The organism is uncultured Sneathiella sp. (assembly GCF_963973085.1).
In the GTDB taxonomy this organism is placed as follows: Bacteria; Pseudomonadota; Alphaproteobacteria; order Sneathiellales; family Sneathiellaceae; genus Sneathiella.
The window spans coordinates 85382-103558 of the sequence record NZ_CAXAXA010000007.1 but is presented as its reverse complement, the minus strand read 5'-3'; the positions used below and the strand labels follow the sequence as shown (position 1 = coordinate 103558).

Genomic DNA, 18177 nt, shown 5'->3' with positions numbered 1-18177 from the left:
AATAATCTCCTTTAACTAAAAAAGAGGGAGCTAATTTATGGGAAGTTTAACAGGGGTATCAGTCGGGTTTTTGGGCCTCGGGGAAGTAGGACGGCCCGTGCTACGCCGTTTGAAAGCATGCGGCGCCAACGTGCATGCAACTAGCCGATCGCCCGCGTTGCGTTACAAGATGGCGCGCGACGCCGTAGACCTTTACAAAACTCCCGGCGAAGTAAATGACCGTGTGAAAGATGGTGTCATTTTTCTGATGCTTTCCAAACAGTCTCTCATAGATGCTTTTCTGAACGGAGAGGACGGCCTGCTTTCCAACCTGAACCAGGGCGCTCTGGTTATTGATCTCGGCCAAACACCGCCTGAGGCCACCCGGCGATATGCAAAACTGGTGGAGGAGAAGGGTGCCCACTGGATGGATGCGCCAGCCTTAGGAAGTGAGCAGGACTCGCTTGACGGGCGCCTCAGCATTCGTGCCGGTGGTCGCTCAGAGGATTTCGAGCGAGCCCGGCCTCTGCTGGAAGAAATCGCCCGTGACATAAAACATATGGGTGAAGTTGGGTGCGGGCAAGCAGCAGTTCCGACATCTTAAGAAACTTGTGAATGCACGGAATTTGCCGGATCACTACTCTTCACATTTCCGCCATGTAAATGAATTTATTGGTTATTCACTCTCTCGCCTCTTATCTTGAAAGAAGGAAGTTAAGAGCGTGGAACGAAGATGCTTGATTATATTGCCAGTCATGAGCCGACAATTCGCCTGAGCTTCTTTCTCGGGACACTTGGCGTTGTGGGAATTTGGCAATCTTTGGCCCCAAAGCGCCCGCCGAGCGTTTCAACCATATGGCGCTGGCTGAATAATTTTGGCGTGACGCTTTTCAACACCTTGCTGCTTCGGCTCCTGTTCCCTTTTCTCGCCGTCGGCGTCGCTGCTTTCGCAGCAGAAAAAGGTTGGGGCATCCTTAACCTGATTGACCTGCCGATTGCCCTTTCGGTCCTGATAGCGGTTATTATACAGGATCTGGTGATCTACTGGCAGCATGTGATATTTCACCGCGTCGGTTTTCTCTGGCGGTTTCACAAGATGCATCATGCCGATGTCGACTACGACGTATCCACAGGGGCACGCTTTCACCCAGTTGAGATAATTTTTTCCATGCTGCTTAAACTATGCGTTGTCTTAGTCCTTGGACCACCAGTCGTCGCCGTCATAATTTTCGAGATCCTTCTAAGCTCGATTGCCATGTTCAATCATGCCAATGCCGGCCTTCCCGCAGGGATTGACAAAATAGCACGAAAAATTATCGTGACGCCGGACATGCATCGCGTTCATCATTCGGTTATCCGCAGCGAACATAACTGTAATTATGGATTTAACATGCCCTGGTGGGATTATATTTTCCGCACATATCAGGCGCAGCCGTCAGCGGGGCATGAAAAGATGACGATCGGGCTGGATGAATATCAAAAAGACCGTAAACAAAACATATTCTGGATGCTTGCGCTTCCCTTCAGACAGCGTGAAAAGCCTTAGTTTGCTGATTTCAGGTCTTTCTTGTCGAGTACAAAGTCCTCGTATTCTCGCCAGAGTATGAGGAACTCCTTAAGATTATCCTCAACCTCTTCGCTGGCATCTTTATAAAGGCGAGCGTTGAAACGGAGGGTATCCGCAAAATAATCTGCGCGAACGGACGCGCTTAACCTTCCCAGTATGATCATGCCTTCCTTGATGTCATTTATAAGCCCCAGATAGTCCTGCATCTTCACCAGCAGAGCGAAGCCTTCGTTTATCTTCTCCTTGCGAAAGAGCGCCGAGAAGAACCGCAAATGATAGCGAGAGCGCTTTATATATTTCCTGAGGTCGTGAAGTTCGCTGGCGGAGAGATTTTCGACTTCCGCCCCCTGATTTAAAAGGTCTATGTTTCCTTCCTCAATTGCGGAGAGAGCAAAGGGAGCAATGGGCCCCACCATGACCTTGCGGGCCGTCCGGCCAAGTTTGGCCGACCAGTTTCCACTAAGCCATTTATCAAATGATTTTGACAAACGCTCGAAATGGCCCCCGGAAATTTCATGAATGATAATATCATATTCTTCCGCGCGCGTTTCCTCCCCGAGCCGTAAAAGTTCTTTCGACACGGTTTTGAAGTCCTTGGTTTTGATATCCGGCCGAAGCGTCCCGTCCAGAAACACATCCATATTTCTAGCATCGCCGAGGAGGTTTCCGAAATAGCGATATTCCCGATTGAAATTAACGCGTACTTCTTTGGGAATGATCGTCCGGAAAACATAAAGTGCAACTCGCATTCGGCGTACCCCGATCCGTATCTGCATCAATGCCAGCGGATCTCCCTCTTCCTTGAACTGGCGGAAATTTTCTTTCAAGTGATGCGCACATCCCAGGAATATTGCCTTTGCCGCTTCCTCAACATCCATACTTCCCTTTAACTCGATATCAGAAAGTTTAAATACTTTTGATTTAGCTGGCATGTCGGCTCTCTGGTTTGAAATATTTACCCGGCGCAATAATGCACATATGCTATTCAAATCGATACAGGAAAAGCAACAATGAGAAAAAACTTATGAAAAACCTGCAGGAGTGGGTCGGCAATCAGATATCCGGCAATGAAATCATTCATCAGCAGTCGCTGAATGGCTTCGCGGCTCTTATGGATGAACCGGGCCCGGCATCTGATATCGTGCCGTCTGGCGGACACTGGATGTATTTTCTTCCAACAGACAGGCAATCCCATATCGACAAGGATGGTCATGGCATGAAAGGTGAATTTCTACCGCCAGTGGAACTGCCGCGACGGATGTGGGCAGGCGGACGGCTCGCGTTCCACGCACCGCTACGGGCCGGAGATTTGGCAGAAAAAACCTCTACGATCAAAAGCGTAACCTCTAAGACAGGGCGGACCGGTGAACTTATCTTTGTAACCGTAGAGCATCAAATCCGGAATGAGGCCGGGCTTTGCCTGACGGAAGAGCACGATATCGTCTACCGGGAGGCTGCAGGCGGATCAAACAAAATTCAGAAAGAGCCTCAGGCTGCACCAACGGATGGCGAATGGGATGCCTCAATTACGCCCGATCCGGTGTTACTGTTCCGCTACTCCGCACTGACCTTCAACGGACACCGAATTCATTATGATCGGGACTACTGCCTCAATGAAGAGGGATACCCTGGCCTGGTTGTCCATGGTCCGCTCCTCGGAACCTTTTTGATGCAGCTGGCTATCAAGAAAATGGATGGCCGCCCCCTCAAAAAATTCAGCTTCCGGAATTTCAATCCGATCTTCGATATAGCCCCCTTCACCTTAAGCGGAAAGAAGGAGTCTGAAGACAAATGTCAGGTTTGGGTAAGGGGGCCGAATGGCGAGCTTGCTGTTAAAGCAACCGCCGAGTTCTAAGAATAAGGGGCTGCATTTGCAGCCCCTTTCATCAATTCAGGATCGATTAGCGATAGTCACTCATGCTTATGCATGCCCATTTCACCGGCATCTTTTACGTGAACGGTCACAGTAACGTCACCTGCCCGCGCAAAATTCAGTGTCAGGGGAAACTCCGTTCCCTTGGTCAGCGGCTTCTTCAGTCCCATCAGCATGACATGAAATCCGCCGGGTTTCAGCATGACGGTCTCTCCTGGTTCAATGACCAGTTCCTCAATACGCATCATACTCATCACGCCGTCCTTCATAACGCTGTTATGAATCTCGACTTTATCAGCAACAGGGCTTGATGCCGATACAAGGCGATCGACCTTGCCTTCAAAGTTTTTCAAGGTAAGGAATGCTCCGCCCATCATGGCGTTCGCTGGCCGCTCCCGGGCCCAGGGTTCCATAACCTCCATCCCGTTGACTTCCGTCGCATGGGAAATGAATCTATCAGATTCCGCATTCAGGACCATCACGATGGCCAGTAGCACAAGAGGCAATGCCTTTACATATTTCATCAACTTTTCCTCTCAGAACTATAATTGTTCACGTATCTTTGCAGCAATTTCCTCTGAGGGGACGCCAAAAGAGAATACCGTAATCAGGTCGCCGTCTTTTCCCATCAAATAGGTGAATGAGGTGTGGTCGACAAGATAATAGTCCGGATCTCCACCTTCCTGCTTCTGGCCGTAAACACGGTATTTCTTTTTAACATCTGCGATCTCTTCCTCGCTGCCCGTCAGTCCAACAAGGGATGGATGAAAGGCCGCGACAAAATCCGACATTGCCTGTGGGGTGTCGCGCTCAGGATCAACCGTTATAAATAGGGGCGTGACTTCACTCGCCTGCTCGCCAAGCTCTTCCATGGCAAGAGAGATGGTTTGCATTTCCGTCGGACAGACATCGGGGCAATTGACGAAGCCGAAAAAGATAAGGAGCAGTTTTCCCCTGTAGTCTTCATCTGTCACCCGTTCCCCTTTGTGATTCACAAGCGAGAAGGATCCGCCAATTTGCGGCGCGCCGACAAGAATAGACGATGACTGGCCCTTATCCTGACCAAGGCCCGTCAACCCGCCCGTAAACCAGAGGCCGATGACGACAGCACTGATAATAAGGAAAAACGCGATCAGCAAGGGAAACAGCTTGTTCATTTCAATTTATCCGTGGTCCTTCAGAGCCGGTACTTCGGAATGATTGTCATGCTTAAGTCAGCAATATCAGAATAACAAGGATAAATACCCGACTGCGGCATTCCACCGCATGGGAGATTGACCGTTTATTCATCTGCGGATACGCTGTTTATTGGTTAAAATTTTCATCCGCCAATCCTATGCCAACGGATCGACCTCACGGAAAAATATGAGCGTTTTTATTGCCAAGCGAGTCCTGACCCTGATAGCGACCCTGATCGGCGCATCGATGGTTATCTTTCTTGTCATGGAAATCCTGCCAGGAGACCCCGCATTGGTGATTCTTGGCGTCGATGCATCGGAATCTGCTGTCCAGACGCTCACAAAGGAGCTTGGCCTCGACCGCCCGCCGCTCGAACGCTATATAAGCTGGATTGCCGGATTGATGCAGGGCGAGCTGGGAAACAGTTACGCCTATAAGGTTCCTGTTTGGGAACTTGTAAAAGGCGCGCTTCTTATCACCCTGCCTCTCGCCATCATGTCCATCACACTGAGCATTATCCTCGCGCTGGTCATCGGGCTTTATGCGGCGGCAAACCATAACAAGGCAGGCGATGTCACTCTGATGGGCATAAGTCAGCTCGGTATCTCCATCCCGAACTTCTGGCTGGCCATTTTGCTCATTATCCTCTTCGCCATAGAGCTTAGATGGCTGCCTGCCGGCGGCTTTCCTGGATGGGACGAAGGAATACTGAAATGTCTTACGGCGCTATTGCTACCGTCATTGGCACTGGCAACCGTAGTCGGCGCCATTCTCGCGCGAATTACACGTTCCTCCGTGTTGGAGGTATTCCGTGAAGACTATGTTCGAACGGCCCGTGCGAAGGGATTGAGCCAACGCGCGACGCTCTGGCGGCATGTTTTGCGCAACGCCCTAATTCCTGTTTTGACCGTCACGGGTATTCAGTTCGCCGCCCTTTTGACCGGCACCGTTGTCGTGGAAAACGTCTTTCATATTCCGGGACTTGGTTCGCTTGTCCTCAAGGCAATCAACAACCGCGATACAATTGTCGTTGAAAATGTCGTCCTGTTGCTGGCCACGATGGTCATCATGGTGAACTTCCTTATCGACATTCTCTATGCCGTTATTGACCCGCGCCTGAAAGCGCATGACATATGAGTGATAAGCGCTCTCTTTCCTTTCTCAGCCGCTCAAGTCGGAGCCGCAGCTTTGTTATTGGTGGCATAATGACGTTATTTCTTCTGATTTGCGCCGTTATTTCACTCTTCTGGACGCCGGGATCTGCCTACAACATCGTGATCGCAAACCGCTTCCTGCCGCCATCTGGCGACCATTGGCTTGGAACGGATCAGTTTGGCCGGGATATCGCGTCAATGCTCATGACTGGTACGCAGAATTCAATTGTTGTTGCTGTCGTCGCTGTTTCAATCGGACTTTTCATTGGCGTCAGCCTCGGCCTTCTGGCTGCCGCTCGGCGGGGCTGGACCGAAGAAATCATTATGCGCCTGTCGGATTTCTCCTTTGCCTTTCCGGCCATTCTCTCTGCGATCATGCTAACGGCCATTCTCGGGCCCGGCGGGGTGAATTCCATTCTTGCCATCGGGCTCTATAACATTCCGGTGTTCGCCCGATTGACCCGCGGCTCGGCAAACGCCATCTGGACACGGGAATTCGTTATGGCCGCCCGGGCCTCTGGCAAGGGTCGTTTCCGCATCACATTCGAACATATCCTGCCCAATATTCTCTCAATCATTATCGTTCAGGCCACCATCCTCTTCGCCATTGCCATTCTGGCGGAGGCTGCCCTTTCCTATCTGGGACTCGGGACACAGCCGCCGGAACCTTCCTGGGGCCGGATGCTCAATGAGGCCCAAACCCTGATGTTCCTTGATCCGATGCAGGCGATATATCCGGGCCTTGCCATTGCAATCGCCGTTTTCGGCCTTAATCTGCTTGGCGACGGTCTTCGGGATGTCCTTGATCCAAGACTATCGAGGAAACGTTAAATGACTTTGCTTTCCGTAAGAAACCTGACTGTTACGCTGGCGACAAATGACGGACCGGCCCGTGCCGTAAGGGAATTAAGCTTCACGCTTGAAAAAGGGGAAACCCTCGGCATCGTGGGGGAAAGCGGTTGTGGAAAGTCCATGGCGGCACTTGCCCTGATGGGCCTGCTGCCATCAATGAGCCAAACGACCGGACGCATCGACTTAGATGGCCAGAACCTTCTGGAAAAAACGGAAGCTGAGATGTGCCGCATTCGGGGCAATCGAATGGCCATGATCTTTCAGGAGCCCATGACGTCCCTTAACCCCGTCCATACCATCGGGCATCAGATCATGGAGCCCTTACGCCTACACACTGGTGTCTCCGACGATGAAGCCCATAGGGAAGCAATCCGTCTGTTGGATAGGGTTGGTATTCCGAACCCGAAAGAGCGGATAGACAACTACCCGCATCAGCTTTCAGGCGGGCAGCGGCAACGCGTAATGATTGCAATCGCGCTATCCTGCAAGCCGCATATACTCATCGCAGACGAGCCAACCACCGCGCTTGATGTGACCATTCAGGATCAAATTCTGGACTTAATCCAGACACTGGTCCGCGAAGACGGCATGGCCCTAATTCTGATCTCCCATGACCTCGGTGTCATTTCGGAAAATACGGACAAAATTCTGGTAATGTACGGAGGCGCAGCTGTCGAGACGGGAAAGACGGAGAAGATTTTTGAGGAACTGGTGCATCCCTACACCCAAGGTCTCTTCGCCGCCATGCCCAAGCTGGGCCGGGCGCGGACAAAACGCCTTGTCACTATTCCGGGCACTGTTCCGGACCTGATTTCCCTTCCCTCAGGCTGTACCTTTACAGATCGCTGCCCACTCGCAACTGAAATATGCCGGGAAACGCCCCCTCCAGTGATAGAAGTAAAAGCGCATCATTTTGTCGCTTGCCATCATCTGGAAGAAGCGCGCGCGAGGAAGACGGAGGAACTATTTTCATGACAGAAGAAGCTCTTCCGGTCCCGGTCCTTGAAGTAAAAGATCTCGTGCGTCATTATCGCCTGCCACGCGAGAGCCTTTTTGCCGAACCCGGCCATGTCTATGCTCTGAACGGTGTCAGCTTCGAAATCCAGAAAGGGAAAAGCTTTGGCATCGTCGGGGAAAGCGGGTGCGGAAAATCAACGCTCGCTCGCAACGTCATGGCGCTGGAGAATACGGATTCCGGGTCCGTCAAAATTCTGGGCAAGGAAGTTGTTGGCCTGAATTTTGATCAGCTTCGCCCGCATCGACGGCATTTTCAAATGGTGTTTCAGGACCCCTACGGCTCGCTCGACCCGCATCACACTGTCGGGCGAATTGTTGCGGAACCGCTTGCGGCTCTCGGAGCCGTCACAAAAGCTGAAAAGCGACGGCGGGTTGCCAAGGTTCTGGAGTCTGTCGGCCTAAAGGAGCATGATGTTGATAAATACCCTCACGAATTCTCAGGTGGCCAACGACAGCGCATTGCCATTGCGCGCGCGCTTATCACCCACCCGGAACTCATTGTGGCGGACGAGCCGGTTTCCGCCCTTGATGTCTCGGTTCAGGCGCAAGTACTCAATCTCTTGAAGGATCTTCAGGATGAATTTGGCGTCACCTATATGTTTATCAGCCATGACCTTGCCGTGGTCGAGTATCTCTGTGACGAGGTCGCCGTCATGTATTTGGGAGAAATTGTCGAAAAAGGTCGGACGGAGGATTTATTTCACGCTCCTGCACATCCCTATACAAAAATCCTGCTGGATGCCGTGCCAAAGCCTGGATCTGGTATTCGGCGGGAAAGGATCAAGCTTAAAGGCAACGTTACCGGACAGACTGAACTTCGTATAGGTTGCGCTTTTCAGGATCGCTGCCCGATGGCGGAGGATATATGCCGCACAACTAAACCTTCGCTTGATTCAGTGAGCGGCACACATCTTGCCGCTTGCCATTTCTCAGCCAGATTGCTTGAAAAGGTTTAATAAGGCCGGCCATCCTTGTGGGTGAATTGCCACTGGCCATCCGAACCGAGCGCAGCTTTCAAGTCATCCTTTGGATAACTTCCTTCATCGCCCGGCGTGCGGTCTCCCACCTCCAGATAGACAATATCCTCATCGGTCCGATTGACGAGCTGATGAGCCTCCCCCTTCGCCGGAAAGCCGGCGCAAAAGCCTGGCTCCAGTGTTATCTCCACTGCCTCGGTTACCAAAGTCGGTTTTCCTTCAAGAATATAGATGAATTCATCCTGCCTGCTGTGGCGATGTAACAGGGCTGACTCCCCTCCCGGCGCAAGCCGGGTCAGGTTTACTCCGAAATTATTAAGGCCGAAAACATCGCCAAGCTGACGCTTTACCCGGCCCTTCATGCGGGAGAAAAAGGGTTCCGGATAGTTTGACGGTTTATCGCGCGGGGCGACGTCAGCCGCCCGGACAGCAATCATGCCGGATGTGCGTTTTTCTGTCATTAAACGGGCCTTCTTTTTTAGGGGGTGGGTCAGTCTTTCTTTTTAAAATCTAGCGCTGCGGAGTTCAGGCAATAGCGCAAGCCGGTAGGTTCCGGTCCGTCTGGAAAGACATGCCCCAGATGGCCGTCACATTTATTGCAAACAACCTCGGTTCGGCGCATGAAAAAGCTTCGGTCCATGACTTCGCCGACTTTTGAAGACTCAATCGGTTCCCAGAAGCTTGGCCAGCCGGTTCCGGAATCAAACTTCGTTTCCGAAGAAAAAAGCGGCTCCTCACAGCACACACAATGATAGGTCCCACTCTCCTTGTGATCATGATATTGACCACTGAAGGCTCTTTCCGTTCCTTTTTTTCGAGCGACGTTGTACTGTTCAGGCGTCAACTTTGCCCTCCAATGTTCATCAGGTTTCTTGACTTTCTCACTCATGGCTATCCTTCCTGCTCCTCAATTTCTATTTAACCCGGCGCCCGCTATCCCAAATAGAAGATATGGTGCCGGGCATCATTTCTCAATACTTGACGAACACGTCTGCTTGATCGACAATAACCCCTTGAGACCAATGGGAGTTAAAATGAGTGAGGTTGTAAGCTTCGACGATCACTATTTAACCCGATCTGCCAACAAGGGGAGGTCGGGGCCGCAACAACCAGACGTGTTCTTCAACCGCAACGAACTTAGTCAGATCCTACAGGTGTATGGACGCATGGTCACCAAGGCGGAATGGCGCGACTATGCAATCGGGGAGACGAAAAACGCCTGTATTTTCGCCATTTTCCACCGGACCGCCGATCGACCACTTTTCAAGATATATAAGGAACCACGCCTTGCTGCAAAACAGGGTGCCTATTCCGTGCTCAGTCAAAACGGACGGATACTGAAACGCGGCAAGACATTGGCCCAGGTTCTTAAAGTCTTCGACCGCAAACGGTTTCATACTATCGATGCGGAATGAAGCCATTCCGATATCCAGCTATTGTGTGCTGCCCTAAATCGGAATGCCGAGTTTTCGATAAATAAAGCTCATCAGCCAAGCTGGTCCGATCAACAGGAACTGAACATCTTTGAAGAAAGAAGGCTTCTTGCCTTCAATCTTGTGGCCGATAAACTGGAATATCCAGGCAATGACAAAAGCAATGATCGCGAATTGCCAAAGGGAAAGCCCAAACACCGGAAATGTTCCATAGGCGTTTACCAAACCGATACAGATGAGGGCAAACAGCACCATGCCGATAGCCAGTGTCCAGGATAAAGCCGCGTAATATATTATCGTCAGAGAGAGCGCGATTGTCGCCCAATTCAGATAGGGAACTGAACTGAACGCCTCCGGCACCGGGATAGACCAGAATAGGGCCACTATCGTCCAAGCAATGATTGGAACAGCGAGCCAGTGAATAAGCTTGTTCTGCCGGTTCTGATGGCTTGATCCATACTCGCTTAACAGCGAGAAAATTCTCCTGTTGCTCCCTTTTTCAGCTACTTCCGGCCGTGCCATAATAATCCTCCACGATCAGTTACGTTCCCTTGCGCGCGCCAGCAGTCGCGCATCCATGGCGACGTTGTCCCGAAAGGCGACCCGCGCTTCAAGCAGCGGGAGTGCCGTTCCATAGTCGCCTGCATTCAATAAACTGGTGAGCCATGCCAGTTCAAACAAGTCTCTTTGTGCATGGCTCCCGCCTATTTCCTGAAATCGCGGACGCGCCGCCGACAGCCATTTTACCGCCTCCTTATGATTTTCGTCGGCAATGGCAATGAAGCCTCGGGTCGCGGGCAAAGCCACTTCCGCCCACGCTTTTCGCGTGACATCAGGTGCGTCCGTCGCCATTTTCTCCATGCCCGACATCAGCTTTTCCAGAGCCCCCTGATGCTGTCCTCGCGCCAAGGCATAGCCATAATGCATGTCGAAAAACGGCTGATCATTGATAAGATATCTATCGGACACATACTCGCTCACATCCGCCCACCGGTCGCCCACGTCAACTCCGAGCTGCTCCAGACGCCAGAGCAGCGAGACCGCATTCACCTGGTCAAGACTGTAGGTTTTATCTACTCCCCAGACTCTCTCATCATAGATTTCAAGCGGTGTCGCAAAGTCTTCCTGCTCCAGAAAGAATAAAGACTGATGCCACCAGTTGTGAGTAAACATGAAGCTATTGCGATCTTCCCATTCATCGGACAGATTCTGCATCCATTTAATTCCCTCCTCATGCCGACCCTGCGTCAGCATAACATGGGCGACCGCGTGATGGGCCCAGGGCTCTTTCCGTTGCATTTCAGTTGCACGGCGACCATCCTCTTCCGCGAGGTTAAGCTGGCTCGTTTGCTCTCGCCCGAAAGCCCGCATACCATAGGCATAGGCGCAATCTCTGTGCCGCCCGATGACCTGATCGGCAATCCAGAGCATCGTTTGATCGTCACCGATATTGAAATAGGAGTTCTGGGCGAGTTTGGCGGCGAACAGGTCCCCTGGAAAATCGATCACGAGTTGACGGAGCTTTACAAGCTGATCCCCTATCCTGTTATTCAGTAAATCACCGACAGAGGCAACAAACAGCCGCTCACGTTCCGTTCCCTTATCCAAGGCTGCCTTTGCTTGCCCATAATACTTGCCCGCAATTTCAAGCCGATCCGGCGTTTCAAGCATCAGGCCGAGCAACGATGCATACCCACCGGCGAGAATACATTCCGGATCGTTATCCGCCGCCTCAAATATCGGGGCGAAATCGGTACCGAAACCGATATAGCTGTCCATAAAGCGGTTGATGGCATCAAGGGTCTGGTCGGAGCGTGTGCTCACTCGATTTCCAAACATATCTTCACGCACGGTCTTACGCCTCGTTCAAAAGATCAAGTGGATAAATCGGTCGGCGAACCTTCTCATACCGCAAGAGATTATTATCGGATGTCGTAACGCCCTTGCCGTCCAGCGTCAGGGTTGCCTTGCCAATCGGCGCAAAACCGGCGCGATAATGTATTCGGCTTTTCAGGATCAGGTACCGTTTATATTCCGGCTGGATTCCGACTGATGTAAAGACGCCAGTATCCCATGGTTCGTGATGGTTGGAGACTATGACAATTTCCATGTTTCCGGTGTCAAGGACTGCCGTAGGGCCCATAAAGACCTTCACGCCGGTATACATGGGACCACGGACAATCCATTCCCCGTTAGTGAGCGTTTTTACCTTCCCCGTCAGAGTGAGCGGCTCCCCCGCCTCGCCGATCGAGGGCATATCGGTCTTACCCCCGAGCTTTAGCGTTATTTCATTGCCGATACCGGCTTTCTGCATTTCCTGAACCGCGGCCGGATCCCAGACAGCGGCAACGGCAACATCTTCAAGCCCCTGCCGCAAAACCTCTTCAATCACGGTCATCACATCCTGCGTTGCGCCGGAACCGCAATTATCCGCATGATCAAGCAGCAGGATCGGTCCGTCAGTCATGGCCTTGGCTCTGGCAACCTGCTCTTCAAGCGGCGTATGTTTATAGATAAAATCCTCTTTCAATTCCCAGGCCTTGGCGAGAATACGGTCACGTATTTCATCCGCTTTTGCTTTGTCGCCGTCGGTAACCACAATAACCGAATTTCCCGCATCCCGCATATCGGCAAGGGCAAAGCCCCCAAAAGCGGTCGCCGCCAACACTCCTGGTTCTTCCTCCGCTTCCTGACACATCCTGATCAGAGTTGCCATGGGTTCGTCATCCGTCCCCTGGCACAATGTCTGACTCAGAAGCTGTGTATTGCCCCAGGACATAACCGGATTGACTTTCCCGGCTATTGAATCCAGCAGAACCCGGCCAATCTGTGCGCCCACTTCATACATATCCACATGCGGGTATGTCTTGTAGCCGATAAGGGCGGTGCAGTTATTCATGATCTTGTCAGTAAGGTTGCAATGCAAATCGAGGGTCACGGCGATCGGCAGATCCGGATCAATCGCACGCATCTTTTCAAGCAAGGTTCCTTCACCGTCGTCCGTATGCGTCGCGACCATAGCGCCATGAAGGTCCAGCATCGCCGCATCGACACCGCTGCGAACAGCTTCCAGAATAGGTTCCGCCATTTGGTTGTATGCCTCTTCCGTGACAGGGCCGGATGGCATGGCCTCCGCCGCAACCGGCGTGACAATCTCCGCTCCGGCTTCGCGGGCCAGCGCGACATATGCCCCAAACGGCATCGCCGTTCCCTCATAGGCTTTTAGCGCGTCCTCACCAAGATGCGCGCCCCAGTCCTGAAACCTCTTCCAGTCGGCAACGATTGGCGAAAAAGTATTGGTTTCATGTTTCATCATCGCAATGAGAATGCGCATCAGACGATCCCTTTTTTCTTCATTCCGGAGGCTGTTTGCAGACAAACAAGTTTATCAGCTTGATGTCCGCGCACAACAAAAAACCCGGCACAAGGCCGGGTTTTCATCTTGGCAGTTTTAGTTGCCTTAATTTCTGTTGCCGAGCAGACTCAGCAGGAACATGAACAAGTTCAGGAAATTGAGGTACATGGAAACGGCGCCCATAATCGCGCCTTTCTCCAGCACTTCTTGACTATGCCCATGGTAATACTGTGACTTGATCCGCTGCGTATCAAATGCCGTCAGGCCGGTGAAAATCAGAACACCCAAGACTGACACCACAAAATGCAGCATGGAAGAAGCAAGGAAAATATTGACCACAGAAGCAATGATTATCCCGATCAATCCCATAAACAGGAAGCTGCCCATGCCCGTCAGGTCACGCTTCGTTACATAGCCATAAAGGCTGGCGGCACCAAAAGTGGCCGATGTGATAAAGAAGACCCGGACAACACTTTCGGCGGTGTAAACCTGAAAGATGTAGGAAATGGAGACACCGAACGTTGCCACCATGATCCAGTAAAGAATTTTTGTCGTGCTCGCGCTCGTCTTCATCATGGCGAATAGCAGGCCGAGTGGCGCAAGCATCACCACCCATTGCAAGGGCGTGCCGAACACTGCGTTATATACCGCGGGCGTAGACGCCGTCAGCGCCGCCGTAATACCACTGAGTGCCAGACCGGAGGCCATATAGTTGTAGACCTTCAGCATATAGCTGCGCAGGCCTTCATCAAGAACGGCCTGATCGCGCGTGCCAGTCCTTGCTGTGTTCAAATTTGAAAAGTCTGTTGCCATCTATAGTTCCTCTGAAGGAGTTAAATTCCTGACTGATATTGTATTTTTCTCGTTATTTTTCAAGGGAAATCGACACTAAAATGCCGAAGTCAGGCGAAAATCGCCGATAACAGTCAACAACTATAACGTTGACCAGTTAATAGCGGTTTAAATTCCAAAAAAGTGCCCTGCATCATTTTGCCTCTGTTTTTCCTTCAACTGGTCTAATTCACGGCATTATGCCGCCACAATGGAAGCCCAAATTAACTTTCAGAACGTCACGGGACGGGACGGGATTGAAACCCGGATCGGATGGTCGTTCGGCGGCAAGTATCGGCAATCCGTATCTTGCTTGTCTAACTAACTAAAAGATGGAGCTTTTATTATGAGAAAACTTCTTATCACCACTACCGCCGTTACAGTCCTTGCCGCAGCGCCCGCATTGGCTGCTGCCCCTGACTTTCAGTCAATTGATACAGACGGAAATGGTGCAGTTTCGTTTGAAGAGCTCGTTGTTGTAATGCCTGACACAAGCAAGGATCAGTTCGCATCTGCGGATACTGACCAGAACGGCGAATTGTCCAAGGAAGAATATACTGAAGCTGTGAAAGGCTAACTTTCTTAGCGACGGCAGGATTACTCCTTCCCACAAGAGGCCCTCAGAGGACGCTTCGGCTCCCTCTGGGGGTCTTTTTAGGTACTAGTCAGAACGAAGCGCGGGTGCAACTTTTTCTCCCAAGGCCCGCCATGACCCTAACAGACCGAACAGCAACGTTACCAAAACGCTGACCAGGATCGTCGCAATAATCGTAAACGGCAGGTTGATCCATTTGGCTTCCAGGATTTCCGTAATGATCATGTAGGCGGCAAACCAGCCTGTCGCCGCCGCAATTATTGACGTCACCAGGCCCAACAATGTGTATTCAAGCAGAAACGTCACGAAAATATCCTTACGGGTCGCCCCGAGTACTTTCAGGATAACAGCGTCATAGACCCGCTTTCTGTGCCCCGCTGCAAAAGCGCCCGCCAACACAAGAACGCCAGCAACCAGTGTGATGGAAGAGATGGCAGAGACGGCGGAAGACAACTGCTCCAATATTCGGTTCACCGTTTGCAGAGCCTCTTTCATCCGGATAACCGAGATATTGGCGAAATTGTCAGTAACCGCGCGGAAGAGGTTGTCTTCGGCCTCCCCATCGGCGCGCGCTGTCGCCAGATGAGAATGTGGTGCCCCCTGTAAGCTGTGATGATCGAACACAAGCACAAAATTAATTGCCATCGTTGTCCAGTCAATTTCACGGAAATTGGCGACCTTCGCTGTAATCTCCCGTCCCATGACGTTGACGGTCAGCTCGTCTCCGATTGCGAGCTTCATACCCTCTGCGATCTCGCGATCTATACTCACAAGTGGTGGACCGCTGTAATCCTCGGGCCACCAACTCCCTTCCACGACCATGGCGCCTTCAGGCGGCGTCGCGGAATAGGTAATGCCACGATCCCCGCGCAGCGCCCACCTGGCCTCCGGCGCGACCTCCACTTCATCCGCAGGTATTCCTGCGACATTCGTGATCCGGCCCCGCATATTCGGGACCTGCGTAACATCACTGACATTCTCAACCGCTTCCGCCGTATCAATAAAGTCCGCGAGCTGATTTGATTGAATATCAATGAAGAAAAAGGCGGGTGCTTTCTCGGGCAATTGCTCCTGCACCTGCCGGGTCAGATTTCCTTCTATCAAAGCAACAGTTACAAACAGGGTGAGACCAAGCCCCATGGAAAGAATGACACTGTTTGTAGCCGCGCCTGGCCGATGGAGGTTAGCGACGGCAAGCCGCAATGACGGAATTTTGGAGCGCGGCGTCTTTCTTGCCAGAAACTGCACGCCGTAACCCACAAGAATAAGGACAGCGAATATACCGATTATTGATCCGACAAACATGAAGGCGAACCAGGTTTCCTCACTGGTCAGTACCGCAAGGGCCACGAGAACAGAAAAACAAAAACCAAGCGCCACTAAGTAAACAGGTCGAGGCCGCCGATGCGATGACACGACATCCCGGAAAAGCGCGGCCGCGGGCGTCTCTCGTGCGCGGGCCAAAGGCCAGATGGTGAACAAGGTCGCCGTCAGGAGGCCGTAAGCCGTGGCCAGAAGGAGAGGACCAGCATTAATAGTTATCTTAGGTGGAACGGGTAAAGTGCTCGCCAGGAACTGAGCCGCGAAAACCGATCCACCGACACCAATGGCAAGTCCGATCAGGGATCCGCCGATGGCGAGAAACAGCACCTGAAGATAATGAACCCTGAAAATAAAGCTGCTGCTCGCGCCAAGACATTTCAGCGTTGCAATTGTTTCGATCTTGCCATCCAGATAGGCTCGAACCGCATTCCCAACGCCGACACCGCCAACAACCAACGCCGTGAGCCCGACCAATGTCAGAAAAAGCGCGACCCGGTCAACAAAGCGTTTGATGCCCGGCGCGCCGTTTGAGGCATCGCGTATCCGCCATCCGGCATCCGGAAAGGCCGTTTTAACATTCTCATAAAATTCGGGGACGGTAACGGAAGGGTCGAGGGCAATGCGATAGTGATATCTAATCAGGCTGCCCGGCTGGATGAGGCCGGTCTCTTGAAGTGCGGCGGTGGAAATAATAGTTCGAGGACCCAGCGCCATGCCTTGCGCCGCCTTATCGGGTTCCGCTGCGATAATACCGCGTACCTCAAAATTCAGTTCGCCAAGCCGAAGCTGGCTGCCGAGGGAGAGATCAATCCGTTCACTCAGGCTCCGCTCCACGAGAGCACCATAAATGCCGTTATTTTTTGCCAGCAGCTCTGCTGTGCTTTCTGCTCCAGATTCAGGTGAAAGCACAAGGGAACCGAATAGCGGATAGGCATCATCAATGGCCTTGAGTTCGGAAAGCGTTCGTTTTCCACCTTCAATGGCCCGAACCATTGCCCGCAAGGTCTGGACCTCGGCGACGCGCCCCTGTTCCCCTATCCAGCGCCGCTCATCCTCCTCTGCCGCGCGATGAGTCAGGCGGATATCGATATCTCCGCCCAGAATGACCTGACCATTTGCTTTCAGGCCTGTTGTAATTGAGCTGGAGAGCGTACCCACCCCGGCGATCGCCGCAACCCCAAGGATGAGGCAGGCGAGAAAAATGCGAAAACCCTTCAGGCTCCCGCGCAGGTCGCGCCGGGCAAGTTTCATGGCGAGTGAAATTGATTCTGGATTTTTAGCTTTACTCACCGGCCAGCGCCTCTTCCCGCGCTGTCGTCGACGAAACGACCCGTCCGTCTTCAAGGCGCACCTGATGATTACATTTCTGGGCCAGCGCATCATCATGGGTAATGAGGATCATTGTCGTCCCTTCCTGCTCATGCAGGCGAAACATCATGTCGATAATGACTTCCCCGGTTTTCCCATCAAGGTTCCCTGTGGGCTCATCTGCAAGCAGGATTTTGGGATTGGTGGATAACGCCCGTGCGAGCGCGACACGTTGTTGTTCCCCGCCGGAAAGCTGGGCCGGATAGTGCGTTGCCCGATCGGCCAAACCGACCGCCTCCAGTCTGGCCTCGGCCAGTGAGAAAGCCTCTTTCTCACCCGCAAGTTCCAGCGGGATCGCCACATTCTCAAGCGCTGTCATCGTCGGAATCAAGTGGAAGGACTGGAAAACGATCCCGATATTCTCACGTCGAAACCGCGCCAGCGCATCCTCCCCCATTTGTTCCAATTTTTCACCGATGATACTAACCGACCCCGATGTTGGGACTTCCAGACCGGCCATTATCGACATCAATGTGGACTTTCCCGAACCGGACGGCCCGACAATTCCAACTGTCTCCCCTTGCTGTACAGTCAAGTCTACACCACGTAGGATATTGACGGGACCGGCATCCGACTTAAGTGTGAGATGTATGTCTTTTAGGCTGATAATAGGATTTTGAGGCAAGACGGTTCCAATGCGAAAAACAACTGAACGTAAGACTGGGATATGGCGG

The 18177-nt window shown here is 52.1% G+C and carries 20 protein-coding genes; 9 read left to right on the top strand and 11 right to left on the bottom strand.

Going from position 1 to position 18177, the window contains the following annotated elements:
* Positions 1–37: 37 nt before the first annotated feature.
* Both AACZ19_RS15985 and AACZ19_RS15980 read left to right on the top strand, forming a co-directional pair.
* Entirely contained in the window at positions 38–583 is a 546-nt protein-coding gene (locus AACZ19_RS15985) for an NAD(P)-binding domain-containing protein (protein ID WP_339635487.1), read from the top strand.
* A gap of 129 nt (positions 584–712) precedes the next feature.
* Complete coding sequence (locus AACZ19_RS15980; protein WP_339635486.1) at positions 713–1525, top strand: sterol desaturase family protein; 813 nt, start codon at positions 713–715, stop codon at positions 1523–1525.
* Here AACZ19_RS15980 and AACZ19_RS15975 read toward each other — a convergent pair.
* Positions 1522–2478 (bottom strand): CHAD domain-containing protein, encoded by a 957-nt coding sequence (locus AACZ19_RS15975; protein ID WP_339635485.1) that lies wholly within the window; start codon positions 2476–2478, stop codon positions 1522–1524. The genes AACZ19_RS15980 and AACZ19_RS15975 overlap by 4 nt on opposite strands.
* Positions 2479–2570: 92 nt before the next feature.
* Here AACZ19_RS15975 and AACZ19_RS15970 point away from each other — a divergent pair, with 92 nt between their 5' ends.
* Complete coding sequence (locus tag AACZ19_RS15970) at positions 2571–3401, top strand: MaoC family dehydratase N-terminal domain-containing protein (protein WP_339635484.1); 831 nt, start codon at positions 2571–2573, stop codon at positions 3399–3401.
* 56 nt (positions 3402–3457) lie between these two features.
* Here AACZ19_RS15970 and AACZ19_RS15965 read toward each other — a convergent pair whose 3' ends face one another.
* Together AACZ19_RS15965 and AACZ19_RS15960 are read right to left on the bottom strand one after the other, a co-directional pair.
* Positions 3458–3943: a copper chaperone PCu(A)C gene (locus tag AACZ19_RS15965; protein ID WP_339635483.1), complete on the bottom strand. Its 486-nt coding sequence runs from the start codon at positions 3941–3943 to the stop codon at positions 3458–3460.
* An 18-nt stretch (positions 3944–3961) separates the two neighbouring features.
* Entirely contained in the window at positions 3962–4576 is a 615-nt protein-coding gene (locus AACZ19_RS15960; protein WP_339635482.1) for an SCO family protein, read from the bottom strand.
* A gap of 208 nt (positions 4577–4784) precedes the next feature.
* Here AACZ19_RS15960 and AACZ19_RS15955 point away from each other — a divergent pair, with 208 nt between their 5' ends.
* The 4 genes from AACZ19_RS15955 (at position 4785) to AACZ19_RS15940 (ending at position 8577) form a co-directional block, all read left to right on the top strand.
* Positions 4785–5735, top strand: a complete 951-nt coding sequence (locus AACZ19_RS15955) for an ABC transporter permease (protein ID WP_339635481.1) — start codon at positions 4785–4787, stop codon at positions 5733–5735.
* A gap of 68 nt (positions 5736–5803) precedes the next feature.
* Entirely contained in the window at positions 5804–6583 is a 780-nt protein-coding gene (locus AACZ19_RS15950) for an ABC transporter permease (protein ID WP_339635480.1), read from the top strand.
* A complete protein-coding gene (locus AACZ19_RS15945; protein WP_339635479.1) occupies positions 6584–7579 on the top strand; it encodes an ABC transporter ATP-binding protein in 996 nt (331 codons plus the stop codon).
* Positions 7576–8577 carry an oligopeptide/dipeptide ABC transporter ATP-binding protein gene (locus AACZ19_RS15940; RefSeq protein ID WP_339635478.1) on the top strand — a complete coding sequence of 334 codons (1002 nt, stop codon included), beginning with the start codon at positions 7576–7578 and terminating at the stop codon, positions 8575–8577. Before AACZ19_RS15945 ends, AACZ19_RS15940 begins: the two co-directional genes overlap by 4 nt.
* On the opposite strand, the gene AACZ19_RS15935 is transcribed toward AACZ19_RS15940, so the two are convergent.
* Together AACZ19_RS15935 and msrB are read right to left on the bottom strand one after the other, a co-directional pair.
* Positions 8574–9059, bottom strand: a complete 486-nt coding sequence (locus AACZ19_RS15935; RefSeq protein ID WP_339635477.1) for a cupin domain-containing protein — start codon at positions 9057–9059, stop codon at positions 8574–8576. The two genes, AACZ19_RS15940 and AACZ19_RS15935, sit on opposite strands and share 4 nt — an antisense overlap.
* Before the next feature lie 29 nt (positions 9060–9088).
* Entirely contained in the window at positions 9089–9487 is a 399-nt protein-coding gene (gene msrB, locus AACZ19_RS15930; protein WP_339635476.1) for a peptide-methionine (R)-S-oxide reductase MsrB, read from the bottom strand.
* A 145-nt stretch (positions 9488–9632) separates the two neighbouring features.
* Between msrB and AACZ19_RS15925 the strand changes: the two genes are divergently transcribed.
* On the top strand, positions 9633–10013 hold the full coding sequence (locus AACZ19_RS15925; protein ID WP_339635475.1) for a DUF2794 domain-containing protein: 381 nt from the start codon (positions 9633–9635) through the stop codon (positions 10011–10013).
* A gap of 33 nt (positions 10014–10046) precedes the next feature.
* On the opposite strand, the gene AACZ19_RS15920 is transcribed toward AACZ19_RS15925, so the two are convergent.
* The 4 genes from AACZ19_RS15920 to AACZ19_RS15905 all read right to left on the bottom strand — a co-directional run bounded on the left by AACZ19_RS15920 (position 10047) and on the right by AACZ19_RS15905 (position 14199).
* Positions 10047–10553: an Mpo1-like protein gene (locus tag AACZ19_RS15920; RefSeq protein ID WP_339635474.1), complete on the bottom strand. Its 507-nt coding sequence runs from the start codon at positions 10551–10553 to the stop codon at positions 10047–10049.
* A gap of 15 nt (positions 10554–10568) precedes the next feature.
* Positions 10569–11855 (bottom strand): tetratricopeptide repeat protein, encoded by a 1287-nt coding sequence (locus AACZ19_RS15915; RefSeq protein WP_339635473.1) that lies wholly within the window; start codon positions 11853–11855, stop codon positions 10569–10571.
* A gap of 31 nt (positions 11856–11886) precedes the next feature.
* Complete coding sequence (locus AACZ19_RS15910; protein WP_339635472.1) at positions 11887–13365, bottom strand: M81 family metallopeptidase; 1479 nt, start codon at positions 13363–13365, stop codon at positions 11887–11889.
* 126 nt (positions 13366–13491) lie between these two features.
* Positions 13492–14199, bottom strand: a complete 708-nt coding sequence (locus AACZ19_RS15905) for a Bax inhibitor-1/YccA family protein (protein ID WP_339635471.1) — start codon at positions 14197–14199, stop codon at positions 13492–13494.
* A gap of 364 nt (positions 14200–14563) precedes the next feature.
* On the opposite strand from AACZ19_RS15905, the gene AACZ19_RS15900 reads away from it, so the two are divergent.
* Complete coding sequence (locus AACZ19_RS15900) at positions 14564–14794, top strand: EF-hand domain-containing protein (RefSeq protein ID WP_339635470.1); 231 nt, start codon at positions 14564–14566, stop codon at positions 14792–14794.
* Between the two features lie 84 nt (positions 14795–14878).
* Here the strand turns inward: AACZ19_RS15900 and AACZ19_RS15895 are convergent, their stop codons facing one another.
* Together AACZ19_RS15895 and AACZ19_RS15890 are read right to left on the bottom strand one after the other, a co-directional pair.
* Positions 14879–17425 (bottom strand): FtsX-like permease family protein, encoded by a 2547-nt coding sequence (locus tag AACZ19_RS15895; protein ID WP_339635469.1) that lies wholly within the window; start codon positions 17423–17425, stop codon positions 14879–14881.
* Positions 17418–18128, bottom strand: a complete 711-nt coding sequence (locus AACZ19_RS15890; RefSeq protein WP_339635468.1) for an ABC transporter ATP-binding protein — start codon at positions 18126–18128, stop codon at positions 17418–17420. The genes AACZ19_RS15895 and AACZ19_RS15890 overlap by 8 nt, the downstream gene beginning before the upstream one ends.
* Between the last annotated feature and the right edge of the window lie 49 nt (positions 18129–18177).